Origin of the sequence: Gordonia alkanivorans NBRC 16433 (genome assembly GCF_000225505.1) — a bacterium.
GTDB classification, from domain to species: Bacteria; Actinomycetota; Actinomycetes; order Mycobacteriales; family Mycobacteriaceae; genus Gordonia; species Gordonia alkanivorans.
This window is the reverse complement of the sequence record NZ_BACI01000045.1, coordinates 23,410-46,589: the sequence shown is the minus strand read 5'-3', so window position 1 is coordinate 46,589 and position 23,180 is coordinate 23,410. Positions and strand designations below refer to the sequence as shown.

Genomic DNA, 23,180 nt, shown 5'->3' with positions numbered 1-23,180 from the left:
CGGTGACGGTCTCGAGGAACGCGGACTGGGGCACGGGAACTCACTTTCGAACACCATCCACGCGAACCGCGGCACGGCGTGCGGATGTGAATGTTGAATGGCGCCCCCTCGGCGGCGACGGATCGATCGCGGCCGACGGGGCGAAAACCGGGTCGCCGACGGGATCGTGTTCCGTCGAAGCTGGCCGGTTCTACGAGAAGGGGTGCACACAGTCCAACAACACCATTCTCTTTGCGCAATACTTGACGTCGAGACTGGGCAATATGCACAACCCTGATGGGTGTGTGTGGAACGGAGGTTGGCATCGTGCCAAGCGAACATCGGGCCGACCGGATCGACGCCAAGATCCTGACGGCTCTCGCCGACGACCCGCGAGCGACGGTGATGGCGGTCGCCGAACGGACCGGGCTGTCCCGCAACACCGTTCAAGCCAGGCTGAGCAAGCTTGATGCGGCCGGCGCCTTGCGGTCCTTCGAACGCCGCGTCGATCCGGCTGTCCTCGGATATCCACTGCAGGCCTACGTGCTCACCAATGTCACCCAGCGCAAGCTTGATCAGGTCGGTGCAGCGCTCGAGGCGATACCGGAGGTGCTGCAGGTCCACGGCCTCACCGGAGTTGCCGACCTCCTGGTCCACGTCGCCGCCAAGGATGCGGATGACCTGTATCGCATCGCCGGGGACATCCTGGACATCAAGGGTGTCAAGCGCACGACGACCGCCCTCGTGATGAGGGAGATGGTGGACTTCCGGGTTCGACCGCTCCTCGACGCTCTCGCGGAGTAGGCGCCTGGCGTCGATCCTGCCGAGCGGGTCAGCAGCGCGTACATCGAGCAGGAATCGAGAAGCTCCTCCGGGTCGTGCCGGATAGCGTCGAGGACGACCGTATGGGGAGCGAATCTAAGGAGGATCATGTCGATCTGGCAGTGGTATCAGCGGAAGGTGAACGAGCGCACCGTCAAACGGATTCGCAACAAGAGCGGGACGATGTGGGGCATGGACATGGTCATCCTGCGCACCAAGGGCCGCAAGTCGGGTCGGCAGCGAGAGACGCCGCTCAGCTGGTTCGCGCATGACAACGGCTGGCTGGTCGTGGCTTCCGTTGGCGGAAAAGGCAATCCGGACTGGTACGCGAACCTCGCGGCCCACCCCGACTCCGTAACCGTGGAACGGCATGGCGGACAACCGGTCCCGGTCACGCCGGTGGTGTTGACCGGTCCGGAACGAGAGGCCGCGTGGGATGCCGTCGTCAGTGCGCAACCCAGGTACGCGAAGTATCAGAAGAAGGCGACCCGCGAGTACCCGCTGGTGAAGCTGGTGTCCGCCTGACCCGGGCGAGTTACGACGGTCGATGAGTTTTTCCGACGAGCTGTGTCTATCCCTGCACGACCACCACACCGCTCGACCACCAGGGAGAACATCATGGCCACCGACATCACCACACGGAACTCGTCCGAGACCACCGCCAGCCGCAACTGGCACCGCATCGTGGGAATCGTCATCAGCGTCATCGTCGGCGCATTCCTCGCCTTCGACGTCGTCGGGAAGCTGGCTCGCCCGCAGGCGGTGATCGACGGCACCGAGAAGCTCGGCTTCGACCCCGATCAGGCCATCGTCATGGGTGTGGTGTTGCTCGTCTGCCTTGTCGTGTACGCGATTCCGCGTACCGCGGTGCTCGGCGCGCTCGGCATCACCGCCTACCTGGGCGGCGCGGTCACCGCGAACTTGAGGATCGAGGAGCCGCTGTTCAGCACGGTTCTGTTCGCGGTCTACCTCGGCGTCCTGATGTGGATCGGCCTGGTCCTGCGTCGTCCGGAACTGTTGAAGGTTGCCGGCTTGCGCCGCTGACCAGCACGAGAAGGCGTCGCGACGGCCTCGTGCCCGTTACCGATCTGGAATCGGACGGGTGCGGGGCCGTTGCGGTGGTCTCGTACTGTTACGCGAGTGACTGGTGTGACCAGAGTTAAGCGTATCCGGCTGGCGGCTGCCGCGACCATCGCGGTCGCCGCGCTCGGCGGTGTGGCCGTCGGATCTCTCCCCGCCGACGGGGCGGGCGTCGTGACAGTGGCGGACGCCGTCGACCCGGCCGGACTGTACAACGAGGCCCAGTCGAAGTTCGCGAACGGAGACGTCGCCGGCGGCCTGGCGGCGTTGCAGAAGGCGTTGACCCTGGCTCCCGCGGATACCGATGCGCTTGCATTACAGGCGATCTGGGCCGATCAGATGGAGCAGGCGTCGGTCAGCAATGCCGCGCTCAGCCGTCTGCGGGTGCTGAACCCGCTCCTCGCCACCACGGCCCGCAACGTGATCTCGGGAGTCGCCACCGCTGCGCAGATCGTGCCCGACACCACGCCCAAACCCGTGTCGGGTCGGGTCGCGATCGTCGTCCTCGGCTTCGGGTTGAACGCGAACGGAAAGATGGCCCCGGAGTTGGTGAATCGGGTGTCGGCGGGTAAAGCACAATCCGAGATCACCACCGCCGCACCGATCGTCGTCACCGGCGGGGCCCCCAAGAACGGCATCACCGAGGCCGCCGCGATGAAGACCTGGCTGGTCGAGAACGGCGTCGACACCGGCCGCATCCTGACCGAGGACAAGTCGGGTTCGACCGTGGCCAATGCGCAGAACACCTCGGAGATCCTGCGTGCGAAGGGTATTCGCGACATCATCCTGGTCACCTCGCCCAACCACATCCGTCGCGGGGCGGCGGACTTCGGTGCGACCGGGCTGCGAGTGGTCGGAACCCTCACCACTGCCACCGATCTCAGCAAGTACCTGACGCCGCTGACCAAGGATCAGACGCGGGGAATCCGGCTCGAGGCCACGCGTGCCGCTCGAATCCCCGCCACCCATCAGCCCGGTGCGCTCCCGCAGAATCTGCCCGATCCCGGGCCGGGTCTGCTCACCGATCTCGGCGGCCAGGTCCTGAAGCAGCTGCTCGATGCCGGATCGTCGGCCATCGGTTCGGGTACCGAGGGTTAGACCGAACGGGAGTTCGGTCAGAACACCACCGAACGGTAGTGGGTGACGAGGCGTCCCTTGTCGTAGATGTGAAAGGCGATCCCGGGCGGCTGTCCGCGGTTGACGATCTCGGTGCCCTCGAACGGCAGGTTGAGCGTCGATGCGACGCCCGGCGCGACGCACAGCGGGCGGTCGGCGAATCGGGTCACCGCGGGGGTGTGGGCATGTCCGCACAGGAACGCGACGATGTTCGGGTGGCGTTCGACGAGCGGGATCAGTCGCTCCTCGCCGGTCTGCCGGATCGAATCCATGAACGGCATGTGCAGTTCGACCGGCGGGTGATGGAAGGCGACGAAGACGGGCGTCTGCGGGTCCTCGGCCTCGAGGCGGGCCGACATCCAGGCGAGCGTCTGGTCGTCGATGTATCCGTCGTTTCGTCCGGGTATGGAGCTGTCGCACATCAGGAACAACACGTCGCCGACGCGGCGGGAGTGGTTGATGGGTCCGGAGGTCTCGGCGCCGAGCAGGGTGGCGCTGAACGGTTCGCGGACATCGTGGTTGCCGGCGGTGATGAGCATCGGCAGTGGACTCTCGAGAACGCCGTAGGCCTCTCGGTATTCGCTCGGCGCCCCCTCGTCGGCGAGGTCACCGGTGACCAGCAGGACGTCGATGCCGGCCGCGCGCGCGTTGATGTAACTCAGCGTCGACTGGATGCGGCTGCGATTGAACTGCGTCCCGTTGAAATGAAGGTCGCTGATGTGGGCGACAACGAACACGAAGAGCTCCTGTCACGGTCACTGACTCCCATGAGGCTAGTCCCAGGAACCGCGTGTACGCGCACCACGGGGGCGCCGCGAGTCGAAACACACTTCGCTCGCAATGGTGTGGCTCAGTCGTCCTACCGATCGGTAGGTTCTCTGGCGCACTGGCCCCGGCCGGCGCTCAGGCGGTCAGGGTTCGCCGGAACAGCGCCTCGAGCTCGGCGAAGTGGTGCTCGGCGGCCTCGTGGTGGTACGCGGGGATGTCGGACATCGTGTAGCCGTGCGCGGCACCCGGGTAGACGCTTGCCGAATGTGTGACGCCGCTCGAGATGAGCGCATGCGCGAATTGCGCGACCGCGGTGCGGGGAAGCGAGCGGTCCTTGTCGGCGTGGATGGCCAGCACGAACGCGTCGATGTCGACGAGGTGCAGGTGAGGGCTGTCGGGCGCGTCGGTCACCAGGTTGCCGGTGTGGAAGATCCCGACGGCGGCCACCTCGGCGGGACGCGCCGCCGCCAGGTTCAGGGCCAGTCGCCCGCCCATGCAGTACCCGGTGACGCCGATCGGGCCGGCGGAGACACCGGGCATCGAGCGGAGGGCGCCGAGGTAGGCGATGAGGTCGGCGCGGGCGACGTCGAAGGTGAGGGTCGATGCCCGGGGCATCACCGCCCGGAAGAACGCGCCGAGGGTCTCGGGCAACAGCAGGTCGTCGACCGGGGCCCACTCGTCGGCGGTCCCGTAGCGATAGAAGAGGTGAGGCACCGCGACCACGTAACCCCACGACGCGATGCGGTCGGCCATCGCGCGAATTCGCGGGCGGAGTCCGATCACATCGGTGATGAACAGGACGCCGGGCAGCGGCCTGCCGTCGGACACGGCCGGACGGGCCACGTACATCTCGGTGTCGCCGAAGGCCGCGGGGACCGTGATCGTCTCTCCGTGTACGTCGGGTGTCATTCGTGACTCCTCCTGGTGGGCTGCTGGTTCGGGGCGTTCGTCGAAACCGTCAGATCCCGGCTGGTGGCGCCGGGGTCGCGTCCGCGTCCCGGGACCGGTGACGCGGCAGGAACATCGCGGGAACGAAGATCACCGCGGTGAGCGCGAAGGCGACCCAGAATGCGTAGCCGAAAGCGTCCGCCAGAAGTGGACCGATGACGGGCATGGCTTCCGGTGGGACGGAACCGATCTGATCGGTGCCGCCACCCGAGGACGGGATCCGGTGGGCGTTCAGCTCGTGGGTCAGTCGCTGAGTCAGCGCCGTGACGAGCAACGCGCTACCCAACGACGCGCCGACCTGCTGGATCGCCGAGAGCGTGGGGGCGGCGCGGGTCACGACCTCCCTGCTCAGGTCGCTGTAAGCGGCCGAGATCGTCGGCATCATCACCGAACCCAGGCCCATGCCGCGGACGAACAGGGCGACACTCAGCGACAGGTAGGAACTGTCGGCGCCCACGTGGGTGAACGGGTACGTGCCGCTCATCGCCAGCACGACGCCGACCGGGACCACGTACCCGGCGCCGATGCGGTCGGTGATCCGTCCGCCGATCACCATCGCCACGATCGCGCCGAGGCCCTGCGGGGCGAGCAACAGGCCCGCGTTCAGGGCTCCCTCGCCCCGAACCGTCTGGTAGTAGAGCGGAAGGAGCAGCATGCCGCCGAAGAGTCCGATCGCGACCAGGAACACCGAGACGGTGCCTGCGGCGAACACCCTGTTGGTGAGGAGCCGGACGTCGACGATCGAGTCGGTTCCCTTGCGCAGGCTGTGCCACGTGTAGAGGCCCAGCCCCACCGCACCGCCGACGAGCCAGCCGAGTACATCGGGTTCGCCGAAGCCGCCCTGGGAGCTCGCCCGCGACAGACCGTAGAGCAGGGAGACCAGGCTGCCGGAGAGTACGGCGAGACCGAGCAGGTCGAGGCGGTCACGGTCGGGCGCCGTGTCGCCGAACGGCAGTTTCCACACTGCGAGTGCGACCGCGACCAGGCCGACCGGCACGTTGACCAGGAAGATCCAGTGCCAGCTCGTGTACTCGACGAGCAGACCGCCGATCACCGGTCCCAGGACGGGGCCGAGGAGCATAGGGACGCCGAGGATGGCCATCGCCCGTCCGAGGCGGTCGGGGCCGGCGGCGCGGGTGATGATGGCCTGCCCAGCAGGCAGGAGCATGCCGCCGCCGAGACCCTGCAGAATGCGGAACACGATGAGGGTCTCGATCGACCACGCCGCCGCGCAGAGCGCCGACCCCGCGACGAACAGCGTCACCGCGGTGATCCAGGTCGGTTTGGGTCCGAACCGGTCCATCGCCCAACCGGTGAGCGGAATGACCAGGGCGACCGCGAGGAGATATCCGGTGACCACCCACTGCGTCGTCGACAGCGAGGCGTCGAGTTCGGTGCTCAGCGACTCCAGGGCGACATTGACGATGGTGGTGTCGAGAACCACCATGATCATGCCCGACACGATCACGAGACCGGTCACGATCACCGATCGGTCGAGTTTGTTCGACTGTGGGTGCGCGGGATTCGACATCAGAGATCTCCGGGGAGTTTGTCCCGGCGGATGCCGCGCCAGCTCGGGTGGCGTAGGTGGCCCGCGGTGGTCCAGTCCATGAAGCGCACCTCGCCGACGATCTTGGGCAGCACCCAGACCGCGCTCGACGCGATGGGCCGGTCGAGTTTGTCGAGGAACGGTGACCGCGAGATCTCCAGCGGCTCGAGTTCTTCGGCTAGCGCCCGTAACTGCGCGTCGGTGAACCCGGTGCCGACGCGTCCCACGTAGCGCAGTCCGGTCTCCTCGGGCAGTCCGAGCAACAACGACCCGATGGTGTGTGACCGGTTGCCGCGCCCGGGCCGGTAACCGCCGACCACCACCTCGATGTCGCTCCAGTTCTTGTGCTTGAGCCACTTGGTGGAGCGTCGGCCCTGCTGATACACCGAGTCGCGTCGTTTGGCGACAACACCTTCGAGGTTGTGTTCGCGGCTGTACTCGATCGCCGCGCTCGCGGGCGCCGGAAGCAGCGGCGGCACATCGACATACGGCGACCGGCGGAACGCGGTCGCGAGTTCCTCGAGGAGTTCGCGTCGTACGGACCACGGTTTCCGCAGCAACGACGTCCCGTTGAGATAGAGGATGTCGAACAGGTGCAGTTTGAGCGTGTACTGCTCCTCGGTGTGCTTCCGCGACGTGAACAGCGTGAAGTTCGTCCGGCCGGTCGAGTCGATGGCCACCGCCTCGCCGTCGAGGACGACGTCCATCAGTCCGAGATCGTCGGCGATGCCCGCGAATTCGGGGAAGTCCTTCGTCATGTCGATTCCCGACCGGGACGTGAGCCGGAACTCGCCGCCGATCGACCGCACCAGGAGCCGATAACCATCCCACTTTCCCTCGAACGCCCAGTCCCGTTCGTTGAGCTTGTCGATCGGATCATCGGTCGCGAGCATCGGTCGCGGATCGGTGAGGCTGTCGGGGACGATGGGGCGCGGCTCGTCGGTCATCAGGTGGGCGAGCCAGTTCTTGTCCCCGGTGCGGATCAGTGCGTACCGGCCCTGCACCTTCTCGCCGTGCAGGCGGACGATGACCTCTTTCTCCCGCCACTTCTCCAGCTCGAAAGTGCCCTTGTCCCAGATCGATACGTGACCACCGCCGTACTCACCGGCCGGGATGTCGCCCTCGAAGTCGGCGTAGTCCATCGGATGGTCCTCGGTCTGGACCGCGAGCCGGTTCTGGTCCGGATCGGTCGGCAGGTTCTTCGGGACGGCCCATGAGACCAGCACCCCGTCGTGTTCGAGACGGAAGTCGTAGTGGAGGCGCCGCGCGTGGTGTTCTTGGATGACGAAGATCGGTTCGCGCGGGCCGGTTTCGGATTCGGTGTCGGCATCCTCGTCGGATTCGCGCAGGCGCTGCCGGTGGTTCTCGTCGCCGAAGGGTTCAGGTGTCTTGGACTCGTCCCGTTTACGACGGTACTCCCGCAGATTGATGATCTGACCCGCCTGCGAGTCCTCGGCGTCGGGCTCCTCGGCGCCATGTTTGTCGGCGTCGGTGGCCGGATCGTCGTCGTACGGCGCGTCGAGACCCCCGAGGAGATCGCCGACGTCGGCGACGCGGTCGAGGACCTCTGTGTAGAGCAGCTGGGCGATCTTCGGGTCCTCGATCTCGTCCCAGGTGCGGGGCGCGGCGACCCACGGTTGCTCGCGCCCGCGCAACGAGTACGGAGACAGCGTGGTCTTGGAGGCGTTGTTCTGGCTCCAATCGATGAGGACCTTGTCGTCGCGGATCTTCTTGGACATGTTGGCGGTGATGAAATCGCTGTTCTGCCGGGCGAACTCGTTGGCCACCTCGCGAGCCACCTTTCGTGCGGCCTCGGAGCTCACCGGCTTGGGCAGTCGGGCGTAGATGTGGATTCCCTTGCCGCCGCTGGTCACCGGATAGGTGGTGGTGCCGCCCAGCCAGTTCCGGATCTCCACCGCCACGGCCGCGGTCTCGTGCAGGGGGACCCGCGGACCGGGGTCGAGATCGAAGACGATGCGGTTGGCCATGCGCTCGCCGTCGGGGCCGATCGGTAGTTGCCACTGCGGGACGTGGATCTCCAGCGCCGCCATCTGCGCCAGCCACACGAGCGTGGCGCGATCCTCGGCCAGTGCGTACTCGATGACCCGCTCGCTGTGCTGGATTCCGTACCGGCGAACCCAGTCGGGTGCACTGTCGGGCATGTCCTTCTCGAAGAACGGCGTCGACTCGACACCATTGGGCCAGCGTTTGCGGGTGACGATCCGGTTCCGCAGATGCGGCAGCATGACGTCGGCGATGCGCGAGTAGTAGTCGATGACGTCGTACTTCCGGGTCCCGGTCGCCGGATAGAGCACCTTGGAGAGATTGGTGATCGAGATCCGGCGGCCGTCGACCTCCAGGTTCTCTCCGCCTGCCATCACTCCATTGTCCACACCCGACGCCCCGAGACCGGTTGATCGACGCGTGGATGTCGGCCCCGCCGTGTTGCGCCCGGTTGGCGACGTGTCGTGCGAATGCCTGGCACAATGTTCGACATGCGCTCGATCTGGAAGGGCGATCTCAGCTTTGGTCTGGTGAACGTACCGGTCAAGGTCTATTCCGCGACGGAGAGTCACGACCGCAAGTCGTATCAGGTCGACTCCTCCGACGGGACCCGCATCCGCTACCGCCGGGTGCGCGAGGGAACCGACACCGAGGTCGACTACTCCGACATCGCCAACGCCTACGAGTCGGAATCGGGCGAGACGGTGATCCTGACGAAGGACGACCTGGCCACGCTGCCCGTGCAGAAGAGCCCGGAGATCTCGATCCTGGAGTTCGTGCCGGCCGAACAGGTCGACCCGATCTACTTCGACAAGCCGTATTACCTGGAGCCGTCGTCGAAGTCGCCCAAGGCCTACGTGTTGCTGGCCAAGGCCCTCGAGGAGACCGATCGCCTCGCCATCGCGACGTTCACCCTGCGCAACCGCACGCGGGTGGCGGCGTTGCGGGTCGTCGACGGGGTGATGACGCTGCAGACCCTGTTGTGGCCGGACGAGGTTCGCAAACCCGACTTCGGCTTCCTCGACGAGGACACCGAGATCCGCGATCAGGAACTGAAGATGGCGGCCTCGCTGATCGAGTCGATGGCCTCCGACTACGACCCGTCCGAATTCGAGGACCGGTACCAGGAGGAACTGTCCAAGCTGATCGAGGCGAAGGCCGAGGGCAGCGAGGCGTTCCCGGAGTCGGACGAGGAGAAGCCCGAGGAGGAGGACTCCGAGGTCGCCGATCTGCTTGCCGCCCTGCGTGCCTCGGTGAAGGATCGTGGCTCCTCCTCTGACGAGGACGAGGGCGAGGCGGAGAAGAAGGACACGGCCGCGAAGGCTCCGGCGAAGAAGGCCGCCAAGAAGGCGCCCGCGAAGAAGGCGCCGGCCAAGAAGGCGGCGTCGAAGAGCAGCTCTGGATCGTCGGGCAGCAAGAGCACGGCGAAGAAGGCGCCCGCCAAGAAGGCCTCCCGTAAGGCCAGCTGACTCTGCTCTCCGCGGGAAATTCGCTGGCCTGAGACCGGCGGCGTCCGGCAAGCTCGGAGGGTGAGCACCAACGTCGACATTCGTCTGCCCCGCGCCCTGAAGCCCCTGGCGCGACGGCAGTACCGGCTGCTGGCGTCGGGTCTGATCCTGGCGATGTTCGGTGACGGGATCTGGACCATCGCGGTGATCTGGCAGGTCATCGCCCTCAGCGGCGGACCGGGACAGGTGTCCCTGGCGGCCGGGACGGCCGCGGTCGGGATGCTCGTGTCGACCCTCGTCGGCGGTGTCCTCGCCGACCGGATCTCGCAGCGCCACATCATGATCGGTCTCGAGGTCACCAAGATGGCGGCCTTCGGTGCCGTGGGTGCGGCCTCGGTGTTCGGAGTCCTCGACCTCTGGATGGTGGTGATGGCGTCGCTGCTCGCCGGTGTCACGATGGGCATGTACTACCCGGCGTACTCGGCGTTGCTGCCCGGGGTGGTCTCCGCGTCGGAGCTGCAGGCGGCGAACGGCATCGAGGGCTTCTTCCGTCCGGTGGTGTTCCAGGCCGTCGGTCCGATGGTCGCCGGTGCGGTCATCGGCGCCACCGCGCCGGGTCAGGCGGTCGTGTTGGCCGCCATCGCGTCCATCGCCTCGGGTGGCTGTTACCTGGTGATGACCCCGGTGACCTCACGACGGCTCGGCGAACCGGAGACCTCTGAGGCGGAGGTCGCACGCACGAGCGCACGCGGCAGTGTCGTCGTCGACCTCGTCGAGGGCTTCGTCTACATGATCCGCACGCCGTGGCTGTGGGGAACCCTGTTCTTCGCCTGCGTCCTGGTTCTGGCGACGATGGGCCCGATCGAGGTGCTCGTGCCCTTCGCCCTGCGCGAGCGCATCGACGGTGGCGCCTCCCAGCACGCGTGGGTGCTCGCCGGCTTCGGCATCGGCGCAGCCGCCACCTCGCTGGTGTTCGCGTCGCTGCCGATGCCGCGGCGGTATCTGACCGTCATGTTCGGCATCTGGTCGTTCTCGAGCGTGCCACTCGTCCTGATGGGTGTCGCCGACGCGACCTGGATGTTCGTCGCGGCCGGTGTCGGCATGGGCGTGATGTTCGACGGCCCGATGGTGTTGTGGGGCACGCTGCTCCAGCGTCGTGTCCCGCCGGCACTGCTCGGCCGGATCGCGAGCCTCGACTTCTTCGTGTCGGTCGCACTGATGCCGGTGTCGATGGCGATCGCCGCTCCGGTGTCGTCGGCGATCGGACTGACCGCGACGTTCGTCTTGGCCGGCCTCCTGCCGGTCCCCATCGCGTGGGCCTTCTACTTCGCGGCCCGCATGTGGCGCGACGAGATCGAGAACCCACTGGTCGACGAGACGCCGCCGACGCTGGTGTCGGTGAACGACTGACCCTCCTGCCCGGTCACCGCAGCACCTCTGCGGCCCCGGTGACGACCAGATCAGTAAGATGTTGCAGCAGAGGGGAACTGAGCTTCCAGTGCTGCCAGTAGAGCGGGACGTCGAGGTGGTGGTCGGCGATCAGGCGCACGCGGCCGTCGTCGAGTGGCTCTCGGATCTGGACGACAGGAACTGCGCCCCAACCGATTCCGAGCGACACCGCGCGGTGGTACTCGGTGGAGGACGGGATGTAGGCCGCCGGCGGGTCGACGGCGCGTCCGGCCAGCGCCGCGACCATGTCCAGCTGGATGTGGTCGTTGCGGTCGAACTGGACCATCGGGGCCCTCGCCAGAGCCTCGGCGTCGAGGCCGTCGGAGAGCCAGGTGGCGATGAACTCCGGTGTCGCGACCGGCAGATACCGCATGCTGCCGAGGGACTGCAGGGCACAGCCACGGATGGCGATCGGGTCCGACGTCACCGCGGCGAGCGCGTCACCCGACTTCAGCAGGGCGCTGCTGCGGGTCTCGTCGTCGCGGAACACCTCGACGGCCACCGCATGCTCACGGTGGAACCGGGCGAGCACCGGGAGCAGCCAGGTCGCGAGCGAGTCCGCGTTGGTCGCGATCGGCAGATGCACACGGGGCCGGGAGGTCACCGGGGCGTCGTCGTCATCGGGTTCGCCGACGAACTCGGCGCGCGTCTCGGCGAGCAACAGCTCCCACTGCCTGGCCAGGCGGACCAGCACTTCGCCGTCCGGAGTCGCCGACGCCGGTTTGGTCCGGCGCAGCACCACCCGGCCGACCGCGGATTCCAGCGCCTTGATCCGCTGGCTGACCGCCGAGGGCGTGATGTGCAGCGACGACGCCGCGGCGTCGAACGTTCCTTCGCGCAGGACCGCGGCCAGCGTGCGCAGACCCTCCTGGCTGATGTCCATGCGATCAGACTAGATGAAGAACAGCTAATGATTCACAAGGAACATTCGCTGTACTGATCTCTGCGCACTCCATAGCGTTCACCGAGTGTCCAGTTACCTCCTCCCCGCGATCGCCGGTCTGCTCACCGGCGCGGGCCTGATCGTCGCGATCGGTCCGCAGAACGTCTTCGTCCTCCGGCAGGGTGTCGCGCGACGGCACACGGGGGCCATCGTGGCGGTGTGTGCGATCTCTGACGTCGTGCTCATCGTCGCGGGAGTGGCCGGGCTCGGCGCGATCGTCGCGGCGCATCCGCAGGTGATCACCGTCGCCAAGCTTCTCGGCGGTCTCTATGTCCTCGTGCTCGGATTACTCGCCGCCAAGCGTTGTCTGCGCAGCAACGAGGCCATCGCCGCCAACGCCGAGGAGGCGGAATCGGCCGGACGATGGGTCGCGGTGAGCACGGCGCTGGCGCTCACCTGGCTCAACCCGCACGTCTACCTCGACACCGTCCTGACCATGGGCGCGATCGCCAACGGTCACGGAAACGGCAAGTGGGCGTTCGCAATCGGGGCCTGCGTGGCCAGCATCCTGTGGTTCACCGCGCTCGGGGGAGGTGCTCGGCGCCTGTCGCATCTCTTCGCCAGCCCGCGGGCGTGGAAGATCCTCGACGCCGTCGTCGCGGTCATCATGATCGGGATGGCGGTCGCGCTCTTCGCCTCGATCTGACGGCGCGTCGTCGGTCACTTCCTCCGGGACATGCCTAGTCGAGATGTTTTTCGGGTACACCGGACAGCGTGATCCTCAGTTCTGCCGCCCCGCAGGCGCGTTCCGCGCCGGGCACGGTGCTGTCCGCCGTACGTCGGCTGGCGTCCGGCACCAAAGAGGTCCTCGCCCGCGGCGACCTCGCCGCCGCTGCGGCGACCCTGACCTATTACGCCGCCATCGCCGTCGTCCCGTGGGTGCTCCTCGCGATCTGGTCGACGACGTGGCTGCGCGGGGATGCGGCAGCCGAGTCGACCTGGCGTGAGCTGGCGGTCCTGATTCCGCCGGAGATGGGTGGCCGAGACGTCTTCGGCGAGGCGGTGTCGGTCGGCACCAGCCTGACCGGCTGGGGTGCGCTCGTCCTGCTCTTCCCCGCGTCGTTCTACGGGGAAGGACTTCGACGTGCCTGCCTGATGATGCATCCGGAGAAGGACCGCTTCACCGGATGGCGCTCCCGGCTCTCGATCCTGGTGTTGTTCGTCTTCGTGCCGCCGCTGACGGCGGTCGCGGTCGCGGTGGCATCGTCGATCACCACGCTCGCCCCCGACGGCGGGGGGACCGGCGACCTCGGGGATCTCGCGGCCCGTGTGGTGATCGAGTTCCTCGTCGTCTGGCTCACTCTCACGATCCCGCTGACCTGGGTCTACTGGAAGGTCACGCCCGGTGGTCCGTCTCTGTTCGTCTCGGCGGTGACCGCGTTGGGCGCCGCGTCGTTCATCGCGGGCTTCTCGCAAGGGTTCCTGCTGTTCCTGTCGCTGCCGATCGACGTCGGGATCCCCTACGGAGGCCTCCGGGTCATCGGCGGGGTGGTGGCGGCCGGACTGTGGCTCTACGTGCTGCACATCCTGGTGATCGTCGGCTGGGCCGTCGGACAGTCGCTGGGCCGGACCGCCGGAGGCGGCCGTGTCGACTGAACCGGATCATCGGGCCGGTCGCCGACAGGCCCGCCGGACACAACGGCATGCCGTGCTCGACGCATGGTCGGAGTTGCACGGGGGAATCGATCCCCGCGGGTCGTTCTGGGTCGAGCGGTGGGTGCTCCTCAGCAACGCGTGTGCGCGACCCCTCGTGCGACTGGGCATCACACCGAACGTGATCACCGTCTGCGGCGCCGCGGTCACCGCGATCGCCTTCGCGGTGACGTTCGCCGGGCGCGGCTGGTTCGCGGTCGCGGCCGTCGTGATCCTTCTCGCCGCGGTCCTCGACGGGGTGGACGGCGCCATCGCCGCCCAGACCGGCGCGGCCACGCAATGGGGCCGGGTCCTCGACACGATGGCCGATCGATGGTCCGACATCTTCCTGGCGGGCATCGTCGTGATGGCCGGTGCGCCGCCGTGGTCGGGGGTCGTGATCGCCGTGCTCACCCTGTTCCTCGAAGGCACGCGGGCAACGGCCCAGGCCGCCGGGATGAAGGGCCCCGGAACCGTCACGGTCTGGGAGCGGCCGTCGCGTGTGATCCTCGCCTTCATCGCGATGGTCGTGGCCACGGTCGTGTGGCAGGTCGGGCTCGCCGACGGCGTTGCCCGGACGCTGGCGGCGATCATCGCCGGGATCGGTGCGACCCTGGCGACGATCGGCCTTCTCCAGTTGTTCGTCGCGGTGTTCCGGCAGACCCGCGGGCTGCGCGCCTGATGCAGGCCCGGCGCCGTTCGATTCAGCCCCGGCGCGGCCGGAGGCCGGAGACGGCGAGCAGGATCGCGCCGACGGCGATCCAGCCCAACAGAATCCACAGCGGGCCGGCGAACGAAGCGTCGGGGAAGTAGGCGACCGACCGGGTCAGGGTGCCGCCGGCGCCGGTCGGCAGCCACTGCCCGAGGGCTCCCCATGGAGCCGGGAGCAGGTACGGCGACGATGCGAGCCCGGACAGCGGGTTGGAGATCAGCATCATCAGGATCGCGGCGATGCCGACGCCGGGTGCGCCGATGAGTGAGCCGGCTCCCGCGGTGAACCAGGAGATCGCGCCGATCATGAGGGTGAGAGCCAACGCCACCGGCACCACGCGCCCGTCGATGACCCCGAGCCACGACCAGACCGCCGCAAATCCCAGGCCGGCCACCAGCGGGCCGACCAGCACGACGGTGGCCTGCATCCACACCCGGCCGGCGAGGGCGATCGCGGCCGCTGCGCCCAGGGCGATACCTGCGATGAGCAGCGGCAGCAAGCCCGCCGCGAATCCGGTTCCGCGTGCATCGGTGGCCGGCGGGGCGACCACGGACTCGGTGGTGACCGGAAGTGACTGCGCGGTGGCGATACTCGCGCCGACGCCGGTGACGATCTGGGCGAGCGCCGGGGACCCGGCTTCGGCGGTCAGGGCGGTGACGCCCTGCGGGCCGACGGTGATGGCGCCGACGATGTCCCGGGACTCGATGGCCTCCCGCGCAGCGGCGGGATCGGCGAACTGCTCGACGGCGAAGGCATCCTCACCGGCGCGATCGGCCAGGACGGATTCGATGGCCTGCGCTGCGGGTGCCGGTGCGACCAGGCCGAGCGGGACGTCGTGCGGCTCGGGGTCCACCGCAAGGGACACGAACATGGCCGCGATCGTGCTGACCACGATCGGTATGGCGAAGACCAGGGCGACGACGATGCGCCACGACGGTCCGTGTGAACGGGATGGTTCGGGCGGCCGATCCTCGGTGGCGAGGTTTCGATCGGACGGTTCGGTGTACGTGGTCATCACTGCCTCCAAAAAGAACGAACTCTCGTTTTTAGAAGTATGCGCCGAGCGTTGATGGCAATCAAGAACGAATATTCGTTTTACACTTGTCGAATGCCGAAGATCAGTGCGGAACGCAAACTCGAGCGGAGTCAGCAGATCCTCGATGCCGCACGCCGCTGCTTCGCCGAGAAGGGGTTCCACCGGGCGTCGATGTCCGACGTCATCCGGGAATCCGGCCTGAGCGCCGGGGCGGTGTACTCGTACTACTCGTCGAAGGAGCAGCTGATCGCCGCGGTCGCGCGGTCGGTCTTCCTGGCCTACGAGTCCGGCCTCGGCGACCTCGTCGGCGGCGACGGCGCCCCCGCGTCACCCGAGGACGCCATCCGGATGCTCGCGGCGCGTGTGATGGCCGAGATCGCACCGCTGACCGACGACTTCCGGATGGTGATGACCATCTGGGGTGAGGCGGCGAACAACCCCGAACTGCGCGAGATCGTTCGCGAGATCATCCTCGGGCTTCGGAAGGTCTTCGAGCACGTCCTGGTCCGCTGGCGCGACTCCGGCCACGAACTGCCTGGTGAACCGGCAGAACTGGCCCTTCCGATGGTGTCGGTGATGCAAGGCGTCGTCGTGCAGCAGTCGCTCGTCGGCGACGTCGACCTGGACGCCTACGTGGACACCTGGTGTGCGTTGATGCGTGCCGCCGGCCTCGGCGATCAGGGCTGATCCGCCCGCACTGCCTACCATCGAATCCAGGGAATCGGCGCGCGATCTCCGTGTCGTCGTCCGGGACCGACCGGCCCATCCGATTCGGCCCCCGGTGACGAACAATGGGAGAACCTGGCTCGACCCACGATCTCGACTCTGATGAGGAACTGATGACCAACGACTCGGTGGTTCTCGCCGACGCCGACGGCCGCCCGTGCGGCACCGCCGACCGCGAGGGCGTGCACGGTCTCGACACACCGCTGCACTTCGCGTTCTCATGCCACCTGGTCGATGCCGACAACCGGATCCTCATGACCCGTCGCGCACTGTCCAAGCGCAGCTGGCCCGGCGTGTGGACCAACTCGTTCTGCGGTCATCCGCGTCCGGGCGAGGCCGTCGTCGACGCCGTGCACCGGTACGCGCAGCGAGAGCTGGGCATCGACGTCGACGACGTGCGATGCATCCTGCCCGACTTCCGGTACCGGGCCGTCGACGCGAGCGGCATCGTCGAGAACGAGATCTGCCCCGTGTATGTCGCGCGGCCCGTGGGTTCGCTGAAGCCGAGCCCGGACGAGGTCGCCGAGTACGCCTGGGCGGAGGTCCCGGATGTATGGGATCTCGCGTTGCGCACCCCCTGGGCCGTCAGCCCCTGGTTCGCCGACCAGGTGCGCCAGCTGCCCGGCCCCGATCCGTACGGAATCGTCGACGCCGCGGATGCGACCCATCCGATCATTGCCCGGGCATCGAATTCATGACATACCAACCCCAACGTCACACCGCAGGAGCCATCGGATGATGCATCTACCCGGTCATACCGAACTGGTCCCGCCGCATCGGCGGTACGACGCCGTCGCCGAGGCGAGCGCGGCGCTGGTGATCAGGTCGTACTCGAGTTCCTTCGGACTCGCCTCGCGCCTGCTCGCCCCGGCCATCCGCCGCGACGTCCGCAACATCTACGCGCTCGTCCGCGTGGCCGACGAGATCGTCGACGCGCCGCGTCCCGAGCAAGGCCTCGTCGACCGCAGCAACGAACTCGATCAGCTCGAGGATCAGACCTCGGCCGCGATGATCACCGGGTCGAGCAGCAACCTGGTGGTGCACGCCTTCGCACGGACCGCCCGCCGGGTCGGCATCGACCTGGACCTGGTGGCGCCGTTCTTCGCCTCGATGCGTTCAGACCTGACCGAGGTCGAGCACGACTTCGAGAGCCTGGCGTCCTACATCTACGGCTCTGCCGAGGTCGTCGGCCTGATGTGCCTGCGCGCGTTCCTCGCCGAAGAGGCGAAAGCCGAAGCGCGTTACGACCACCTCGCGCCCGGCGCGCGTCGTCTCGGCGCCGCCTTCCAGAAGATCAACTTCCTCCGCGACTTCGGCGAGGACAGTGACGGATTGGGCCGCCGGTACCTGGTCGGCCTGGACCCGGACAGCCCGGACGACGCCGCCTGGTCGCTGTGGCTCGATGACATCGATCTCGACCTCACCGCCGCGGCAGCCGCCATCCCGCACCTGCCGGCGAGCAGCCGCGTCGCGGTCTGCACCGCACACGATCTCTTCGCGGAACTCACTGCACGCCTGCGTGAATCGTCGGCCGCCGAAGCCAGACTGAACCGTGTCCGCGTTCCCAACGCCGGCAAGGCCAGGATCGCGGCGGCCGCCGTCGCCCGACGCGGGATGCCGCGCACAGCAAGGGGAGTGGACGCATGACCGCACGCAAACGCATCGCCGTCATCGGCGGCGGTGTCGCAGGACTGTCCACCGCCGCGCTACTCGCCCACGACGGCCACGACGTCGAGGTGATCGAGAAGAACGACGACCTCGGCGGACGTGCCGGGCTGTGGAGCAAGGACGGGTTCCGGTTCGACACCGGGCCGTCGTGGTGGCTCATGCCCGAGGTGTTCGACCACTACTTCGAAATGCTGGGCACGTCGACGAAGGAACAGCTCGATCTGGTCCGACTCGATCCCGGTTACCGAGTGTTCTTCGGGGAGAACGGTTCCGATGAACCGCCACTCGACATTTTCGGCGATTATGAGCGCAACCGAGAGGTGTTCGAGAACATCGAACCGGGTGCCGGAGCGGCTCTCGACTCCTACCTCCAGACGGCTCGCCAGGCATATGACCTTGCCGTCGAACGGTTCCTGTACACGAGCTTCGACTCCACCCGCGCGTTCCTGAGCCTGCCGGTGCTGAAGAACGCGCCGACGCTCGCGAAGCTGCTGACCCGCTCGCTCCAGTCCTTCATCTCGTCGAAGTTCAGCGACCGACGCCTGCAGCAGGTGCTCGGCTATCCGGCGGTGTTCCTCGGTTCGTCGCCGGAGCGGACCCCGTCGATGTATCACCTGATGAGCTGGATGGACCTCGCCGACGGCGTCCGATACCCCCAGGGGGGCTTCACGACCCTCGTCGACGCACTCGAGCGCGTCGCGCGCGAACGCGGCGTCGTGATCCACACCGGTACGGCCGCGACTTCCGTGCTGACGCGCAAACGGCCGGGTCGTCGACTCCGCCGTCGCGCCGAGGTGGTCGGTGTTCGCGTCCAAACCGCCGACGGGGGAACGCGGGATCTGCCCGCCGACATCGTCGTCGGCGCGGCCGATATGCACCACCTCGAGACCAAGCTCCTTCCCGGCGATCTGCAGACCTTCCCGGAGCGCTACTGGAAACGCGCCACCTCGGGACCGGGTGCGGTCCTCGCCTACCTCGGCGTGAGCGGTGAGCTGCCCGAACTGGCCCATCACTCGCTGTACTTCACCGAGGACTGGAAGACCAACTTCGACGCGATCTTCGAATCACCCACGCGCGTACCCGATCCGGCATCGCTCTACGTGTGCAAGCCGTCGGCGACCGACGACTCGGTGGCCCCGGACGGTCACGAGAACGTGTTCGTCCTCGTCCCGGTCCCGCCCGATCCAGGCCTCGGACACGGCGGAATGAACGGTGCCGGCGACCCCGACATCGAGAAGGTCGCCGACCGAGCCATCGCGATGATCGGCCAGTGGTCCGGAGTCCCCGACCTCGCCGACCGCATCGTCGTACGACGCACGGTCGGTCCCGCGGACTTCGTCGACAACGTGAACTCGTGGTGCGGCGGTGCCCTCGGACCGGCACACACGCTGCGCCAGAGCGCATTCCTGCGCTCGACGAATCGCTCACGCAAAGTCGAGGGGCTGTACTACGCGGGATCGAGCACCCGACCCGGTATCGGCCTGCCGATGTGCTTGATCAGCGCGGAACTGATCCGCAAGCGGCTCAACGGAGATCGCTCGGTCGGTCCGACGCCGACGCACTGACCCCTGCTGCTGCCTGAGGTGCGAGGAGCGCAAGCGGCCCCTCCCGCTGCCTGAGGTGCGAGCGAAGCGAGCCTCGAAGGCCTGATGAGATGACGTCACCAGGCCTTCGAGGCTCGTCGCTATCGCTCCTCGCTCCTCAGGCAGCGACAGTGGCCTGCCGTCGCTCGCTCCTCAGGGAGCGAGAGTGGGTTCGCGTCGCTCGCTCCTCAGGCAGCAAGGGTGGGGTCGCCTCAGGGAGAAGGAGACCGGGCGATCAGATCCGCCACGATCTTCGCCGACATCATCACCAGCGGGAGTCCGCCGCCGGGGTGCGACGACCCGCCGACCAGGTACAGGCCCGGGATCGGCGAGGTGTTCTTCGGCCGTAGGAAAGCGGCGCGCGGACCGTTCGACGACGAGCCGTAGATCGAGCCGCCGGGAGTCATGGTGCGGCGCTCGAGATCTGCCGGCGTGACCAGCAGTCGGTGACGGACCTGGTCGCGGACGTCCAGGCCGCGGTCGGCCATCACCTGCATGATCTGGTCTGCGTACTTGTCCGCGAGTCCTGCTGCATCCCAGTCGACTCCGTGCTCAGGGTCGTGCCGCGGTGCGTTGACGAGCACGAACCAGGCGGCGGTGTCGGGACCTGGGACGATCTCCGGATCGTCGGGCGCGGAGATGTACACGGTCGGACGTGCGACAGGCCGCGGCGGGCCGTTGAAACCGAAGACCGCGTCGAACTCCTCGTCGTAGTCCTCGGCGAACAGAACGTGATGGTGGGCCTGATCGGCGGGCGGGTTGTCGAGCGCGAGGAGGAGGACGAAGCCCGACAGCGACGGTGTCGAACGACGAAGCAGTGCAGAAGGAATGCGAGCGGAACGGCGGGGAACAAGTCGGTCGAAGACCTGTCGGGCGTCGGCATTCGCCACGACGAGGTCGGCGGGGCGACGGTTGCCGTCGGCGAGTACGACGCCGTCGGCGCGGCCGTGCTCGTCCGTCGAGATCCGGGACACCTCGACCCCGAACTCGATCCGGCCGCCCATGGTGAGCAACCGATCCCGCATCGCGGTGGCGATTCGGCCGAGACCGCCGCGCACATACCAGGAACCCCAGGCCTGCTCGGCCCACGGAACTGACGCCAAAGCCGCCGGGGCGCGCCGCGGATCCGAACCGGTGTAGGTGGCGTAACGGTCGAGAAGCATAGCGAGCCGTGAATCGTCGAGATACTCGGACCCGAGGCCGCGCAACGTTTTCCAGGGCGCCACGGTACGGACGTCGGACGGGGTGGCGATCCCGCCGATCATCGTCCGCACGCTCATCGGCGACTCGAGGAACGGCCCGTGGGTGACGTCCCAGATCGCCTGGGCGCGACCGAGAAACGACGACCACTGGTCACCGGATCCGGGTCCGAGTGCGGTGTCGAGCGCGGCGGGGATGTCGTCGAGGGTGTCGGGCAGGTCGAGGACCGTGCCGTCGGGGAATCGATACCGGGCTGCGACCGGCAGACGGTCGAGTTGAAGGAACTGGTCCACCGGGGCGCCGGTGTCGTCGAACAGTTCGGTGAGGACGTGCGGCATGGTCACCAGAGACGGGCCGGTGTCGAAAACGAAACCGTCGTGCTCTATGACGCCGAGTTTGCCGCCGACGGTGTCGAATTGCTCGAGCACGGTGACGTCATGACCGGCCGCCTGCAGGCGCATCGCCGTGGCGAGTCCGCCGACGCCGGCGCCGATGACGATGACGCGGCTCATCGGGAGACCTCGATCGTGCGTCCCTTCCACTGCAGTTCGCCACGACGGCGGGCGATCGTCGAATCCGCGGCGAGAAAGGTGAACAGGACGATCGATACGGGGTGCCCGAGGGCGTCGGGGAAGGCGCGTCCGCCGGTGCAGCGCGCGGCCACGAGTCGTGAGGCGACGCCGGCGAGGTATCCCACCAGTCCGGTGCGCGAACCGGTGAGAGCGGCCAACGCCGGGATCACGTACGTGAGGCATAGAGCGGCGGTCACCGCCGACGTCCCGGCCGGGGAGCCGAATGCGGACCACAGTGACTTGCGGTATCCCGCACGGACTTCGTGCCAACCGTCGTACATGTGGCAGGTCGCCACGGTGCTTCCCTCGGCCACCACGCCCCGCCCGCCGGCAGCCTTGATCGCACGGAGAAGTGCGATGTCCTCCAGCACCACGTCGCGGACCGCCTCATGCCCTCCGGCACGGCGGTACGTGGCGGCGTCGACCATCAGGAACTGACCATTCGCGGCGGTCAGGGATTTGCGCGGGGAACGTTCGGCGAGGCCTAGCGGGAGCGTGCTGAGCCACGACCACTGCAGCAGGGGTTGCACCAGACGTTCGGCAGCACTGGTCGCGACCTGCCTCGGGTAGGGGCTGACGAGATCCAGCCCGGCGTTGCGCAACAACACGGACGACGACGTGAACGCCTGGGGTTCGACCACGACGTCGGCGTCGACGAAGGCGAGGGTGCCGTCGGGGGAAGCGTTGTCGGCCAACTGCTGACAGGCCCAGGACTTCCCGAGCCAACCCGGCGGTGGCGGGGAACCCTCGAACACCTCGAGCCGGTCGTCGCGGGCGGCCAGCCGTGTGAGGACGGCGTCGGTGCCGTCGACCGAACCGTCGTCGAGGACGAGCACACGAGAAGGCCCTGGCCATCGGTCGACGGCCTCGAGGACGGCGGTGATGCAGCGGTCGGCCCGGGTGATCTCGTTCCGCATGGGGATCAACACCGAAAGAGTCTCGGCGGGAGGGATGTCCGCGAGACCTGGTCGGCGGACGCGGATCGCGTTGTCGACGGTGAGAGCGAGCGACGCCAGTGACAGGCCGGTCCCGACCGCCACCGTGCGGCGCCAGAGGTCAGACGCTCGCACCGTGTCTCCTGGACCGGAGCGCCCGCACCTCGAGGACGAGCAGCGGGATCGCGACGACGCCCATCACCACCGCGCCGGTCAGCGCGACCGTCGGGCGACCGAAGAACACCGCATGCGCCATCACCGACGAGAAGTAGGTCCACAGATAGGCGGTGACAGGTACCGCGTCATCGGCGGCGTCGGCATCATCGGCACCGATCACCCGATCGAGGATGGCGATCATCAGGAACGAGACCAGGAGCCAGCCCGCGAAATTCGTCAACGGGATGTCGTCGACCCCGGGCAGCGACGGGTCGGGGAACTGCCAGACCCAGTGACCCTGGTCGACCATCTGCGGATCGAGGAAGACGTCCCAGGCCGTCAGCGCGTACGCCCCCAGGAAAGCGGTCACCACGCGAGCCCGTGTGCCGGACAAGCGCATGGCACCGACGAGTCGCCGCGTCACGGCGAGCGCCGGCCACGACATCATGATCCAGGCCAGCGGCACCAGAACCGGGACGCCGAGCACCTTGAGCCCCAGGCCGTCGGTGTATGCGTATGTGCCGAAGGGGAATCCGGTGCTGACGCCGACCGCCTCGGCGAGAAGTCCACCGCCGCCGGCGATCACGACCAGCGCGACCGCGGCCCCGAACCCGCGCGTGGCGGCGAGATGAAGGGCCGATGCCGACGCCAGCAACACCACGCTCGCGACGGTGAGCGGGAGTGTGCCACCGCCGGTCAGCGGAAATGCGATCTGGACCCCGATGGTCGCGGCGAGGAGAACCCATGCGATCGGGATGAGGTGGTGGCGGTGGGATGCTCTGCGCGGCGGGCCTTCGAGGCTCGTCGCTTGCGCTCCTCGCACCTCAGGCAGCGATGATGCTCCCGCTTGCGCT

General features: G+C 67.7%; 22 protein-coding genes. 13 read left to right on the top strand and 9 right to left on the bottom strand.

Features of this window, described 5'->3' with window-relative positions:
• Window positions 1–306: 306 nt before the first annotated feature.
• The 4 genes from GOALK_RS06475 to GOALK_RS06460 all read left to right on the top strand — a co-directional run bounded on the left by GOALK_RS06475 (window position 307) and on the right by GOALK_RS06460 (window position 2,979).
• The gene (locus tag GOALK_RS06475; protein ID WP_006358001.1) at window positions 307–783 is read left to right on the top strand and encodes an Lrp/AsnC family transcriptional regulator; all 477 of its coding nucleotides are present in this window, start codon (window positions 307–309) and stop codon (window positions 781–783) included.
• A 126-nt stretch (window positions 784–909) separates the two neighbouring features.
• On the top strand, window positions 910–1,326 hold the full coding sequence (locus GOALK_RS06470) for a nitroreductase family deazaflavin-dependent oxidoreductase (RefSeq protein WP_006358000.1): 417 nt from the start codon (window positions 910–912) through the stop codon (window positions 1,324–1,326).
• Between the two features lie 93 nt (window positions 1,327–1,419).
• Window positions 1,420–1,845 carry a DoxX family protein gene (locus GOALK_RS06465; protein WP_006357999.1) on the top strand — a complete coding sequence of 142 codons (426 nt, stop codon included), beginning with the start codon at window positions 1,420–1,422 and terminating at the stop codon, window positions 1,843–1,845.
• Between the two features lie 105 nt (window positions 1,846–1,950).
• Entirely contained in the window at window positions 1,951–2,979 is a 1,029-nt protein-coding gene (locus GOALK_RS06460) for a YdcF family protein (RefSeq protein WP_006357998.1), read from the top strand.
• A gap of 17 nt (window positions 2,980–2,996) precedes the next feature.
• Here the strand turns inward: GOALK_RS06460 and GOALK_RS06455 are convergent, their stop codons facing one another.
• The 4 genes from GOALK_RS06455 to GOALK_RS06440 form a co-directional block, all read right to left on the bottom strand.
• Window positions 2,997–3,734 (bottom strand): metallophosphoesterase family protein, encoded by a 738-nt coding sequence (locus GOALK_RS06455; RefSeq protein WP_006357997.1) that lies wholly within the window; start codon window positions 3,732–3,734, stop codon window positions 2,997–2,999.
• Between the two features lie 166 nt (window positions 3,735–3,900).
• Window positions 3,901–4,674 carry a dienelactone hydrolase family protein gene (locus GOALK_RS06450; protein ID WP_006357996.1) on the bottom strand — a complete coding sequence of 258 codons (774 nt, stop codon included), beginning with the start codon at window positions 4,672–4,674 and terminating at the stop codon, window positions 3,901–3,903.
• Window positions 4,675–4,723: 49 nt separating this feature from the next.
• Window positions 4,724–6,244: an MDR family MFS transporter gene (locus GOALK_RS06445; RefSeq protein ID WP_006357995.1), complete on the bottom strand. Its 1,521-nt coding sequence runs from the start codon at window positions 6,242–6,244 to the stop codon at window positions 4,724–4,726.
• Window positions 6,244–8,640, bottom strand: a complete 2,397-nt coding sequence (locus GOALK_RS06440) for an ATP-dependent DNA ligase (RefSeq protein WP_006357994.1) — start codon at window positions 8,638–8,640, stop codon at window positions 6,244–6,246. Before GOALK_RS06440 ends, GOALK_RS06445 begins: the two co-directional genes overlap by 1 nt.
• A gap of 117 nt (window positions 8,641–8,757) precedes the next feature.
• Between GOALK_RS06440 and ku the strand changes: the two genes are divergently transcribed.
• Window positions 8,758–9,735: a non-homologous end joining protein Ku gene (gene ku / locus GOALK_RS06435; RefSeq protein WP_442903323.1), complete on the top strand. Its 978-nt coding sequence runs from the start codon at window positions 8,758–8,760 to the stop codon at window positions 9,733–9,735.
• 60 nt (window positions 9,736–9,795) lie between these two features.
• Window positions 9,796–11,124, top strand: a complete 1,329-nt coding sequence (locus tag GOALK_RS06430; protein WP_006357992.1) for an MFS transporter — start codon at window positions 9,796–9,798, stop codon at window positions 11,122–11,124.
• Window positions 11,125–11,137: 13 nt separating this feature from the next.
• Here GOALK_RS06430 and GOALK_RS06425 read toward each other — a convergent pair whose 3' ends face one another.
• Window positions 11,138–12,046 (bottom strand): LysR family transcriptional regulator ArgP, encoded by a 909-nt coding sequence (locus tag GOALK_RS06425; RefSeq protein ID WP_006357991.1) that lies wholly within the window; start codon window positions 12,044–12,046, stop codon window positions 11,138–11,140.
• 85 nt (window positions 12,047–12,131) lie between these two features.
• Here GOALK_RS06425 and GOALK_RS06420 point away from each other — a divergent pair, with 85 nt between their 5' ends.
• The 3 genes from GOALK_RS06420 (at window position 12,132) to GOALK_RS06410 (ending at window position 14,420) form a co-directional block, all read left to right on the top strand.
• Window positions 12,132–12,752: a LysE/ArgO family amino acid transporter gene (locus GOALK_RS06420; protein WP_006357990.1), complete on the top strand. Its 621-nt coding sequence runs from the start codon at window positions 12,132–12,134 to the stop codon at window positions 12,750–12,752.
• A 68-nt stretch (window positions 12,753–12,820) separates the two neighbouring features.
• Complete coding sequence (locus GOALK_RS06415) at window positions 12,821–13,702, top strand: YhjD/YihY/BrkB family envelope integrity protein (RefSeq protein WP_006357989.1); 882 nt, start codon at window positions 12,821–12,823, stop codon at window positions 13,700–13,702.
• 52 nt (window positions 13,703–13,754) lie between these two features.
• The gene (locus tag GOALK_RS06410) at window positions 13,755–14,420 is read left to right on the top strand and encodes a CDP-alcohol phosphatidyltransferase family protein (RefSeq protein WP_006357988.1); all 666 of its coding nucleotides are present in this window, start codon (window positions 13,755–13,757) and stop codon (window positions 14,418–14,420) included.
• Between the two features lie 22 nt (window positions 14,421–14,442).
• Here the strand turns inward: GOALK_RS06410 and GOALK_RS06405 are convergent, their stop codons facing one another.
• A complete protein-coding gene (locus GOALK_RS06405; protein ID WP_006357987.1) occupies window positions 14,443–15,465 on the bottom strand; it encodes an ABC transporter permease in 1,023 nt (340 codons plus the stop codon).
• A gap of 93 nt (window positions 15,466–15,558) precedes the next feature.
• Between GOALK_RS06405 and GOALK_RS06400 the strand changes: the two genes are divergently transcribed.
• The 4 genes from GOALK_RS06400 to crtI all read left to right on the top strand — a co-directional run bounded on the left by GOALK_RS06400 (window position 15,559) and on the right by crtI (window position 19,445).
• On the top strand, window positions 15,559–16,173 hold the full coding sequence (locus GOALK_RS06400) for a TetR/AcrR family transcriptional regulator (RefSeq protein ID WP_006357986.1): 615 nt from the start codon (window positions 15,559–15,561) through the stop codon (window positions 16,171–16,173).
• A gap of 152 nt (window positions 16,174–16,325) precedes the next feature.
• Entirely contained in the window at window positions 16,326–16,910 is a 585-nt protein-coding gene (idi, locus tag GOALK_RS06395; protein WP_006357985.1) for an isopentenyl-diphosphate Delta-isomerase, read from the top strand.
• A 37-nt stretch (window positions 16,911–16,947) separates the two neighbouring features.
• Entirely contained in the window at window positions 16,948–17,859 is a 912-nt protein-coding gene (locus GOALK_RS06390) for a phytoene/squalene synthase family protein (RefSeq protein ID WP_006357984.1), read from the top strand.
• Window positions 17,856–19,445, top strand: a complete 1,590-nt coding sequence (gene crtI / locus GOALK_RS06385; RefSeq protein WP_006357983.1) for a phytoene desaturase family protein — start codon at window positions 17,856–17,858, stop codon at window positions 19,443–19,445. The genes GOALK_RS06390 and crtI overlap by 4 nt, the downstream gene beginning before the upstream one ends.
• A gap of 230 nt (window positions 19,446–19,675) precedes the next feature.
• On the opposite strand, the gene GOALK_RS06380 is transcribed toward crtI, so the two are convergent.
• Genes GOALK_RS06380 through GOALK_RS06370 form a run of 3 tightly spaced genes read right to left on the bottom strand, consistent with a single transcriptional unit; the run spans window position 19,676 to window position 23,149 of the window.
• Window positions 19,676–21,175, bottom strand: a complete 1,500-nt coding sequence (locus tag GOALK_RS06380; RefSeq protein WP_006357982.1) for a phytoene desaturase family protein — start codon at window positions 21,173–21,175, stop codon at window positions 19,676–19,678.
• The gene (locus GOALK_RS06375) at window positions 21,172–22,305 is read right to left on the bottom strand and encodes a glycosyltransferase family 2 protein (protein ID WP_006357981.1); all 1,134 of its coding nucleotides are present in this window, start codon (window positions 22,303–22,305) and stop codon (window positions 21,172–21,174) included. The genes GOALK_RS06380 and GOALK_RS06375 overlap by 4 nt, the downstream gene beginning before the upstream one ends.
• Window positions 22,292–23,149, bottom strand: a complete 858-nt coding sequence (locus tag GOALK_RS06370; RefSeq protein ID WP_006357980.1) for a carotenoid biosynthesis protein — start codon at window positions 23,147–23,149, stop codon at window positions 22,292–22,294. Before GOALK_RS06370 ends, GOALK_RS06375 begins: the two co-directional genes overlap by 14 nt.
• Window positions 23,150–23,180: the final 31 nt, after the last annotated feature.

Coding starts and splice junctions, on each gene's coding strand:
- GOALK_RS06470 (WP_006358000.1), top strand. CDS start 910: ATGTCGATCTGGCAGTGGTATCAGCGGAAGGTGAACGAGCGCACCGTC.
- GOALK_RS06390 (WP_006357984.1), top strand. CDS start 16,948: ATGATGCATCTACCCGGTCATACCGAACTGGTCCCGCCGCATCGGCGG.
- GOALK_RS06440 (WP_006357994.1), bottom strand. CDS start 8,640: ATGGCAGGCGGAGAGAACCTGGAGGTCGACGGCCGCCGGATCTCGATC.
- GOALK_RS06400 (WP_006357986.1), top strand. CDS start 15,559: ATGCCGAAGATCAGTGCGGAACGCAAACTCGAGCGGAGTCAGCAGATC.
- crtI (WP_006357983.1), top strand. CDS start 17,856: ATGACCGCACGCAAACGCATCGCCGTCATCGGCGGCGGTGTCGCAGGA.
- GOALK_RS06380 (WP_006357982.1), bottom strand. CDS start 21,175: ATGAGCCGCGTCATCGTCATCGGCGCCGGCGTCGGCGGACTCGCCACG.
- GOALK_RS06425 (WP_006357991.1), bottom strand. CDS start 12,046: ATGGACATCAGCCAGGAGGGTCTGCGCACGCTGGCCGCGGTCCTGCGC.
- idi (WP_006357985.1), top strand. CDS start 16,326: ATGACCAACGACTCGGTGGTTCTCGCCGACGCCGACGGCCGCCCGTGC.
- GOALK_RS06405 (WP_006357987.1), bottom strand. CDS start 15,465: ATGACCACGTACACCGAACCGTCCGATCGAAACCTCGCCACCGAGGAT.
- GOALK_RS06445 (WP_006357995.1), bottom strand. CDS start 6,244: ATGTCGAATCCCGCGCACCCACAGTCGAACAAACTCGACCGATCGGTG.
- GOALK_RS06450 (WP_006357996.1), bottom strand. CDS start 4,674: ATGACACCCGACGTACACGGAGAGACGATCACGGTCCCCGCGGCCTTC.
- ku (WP_442903323.1), top strand. CDS start 8,758: ATGCGCTCGATCTGGAAGGGCGATCTCAGCTTTGGTCTGGTGAACGTA.
- GOALK_RS06465 (WP_006357999.1), top strand. CDS start 1,420: ATGGCCACCGACATCACCACACGGAACTCGTCCGAGACCACCGCCAGC.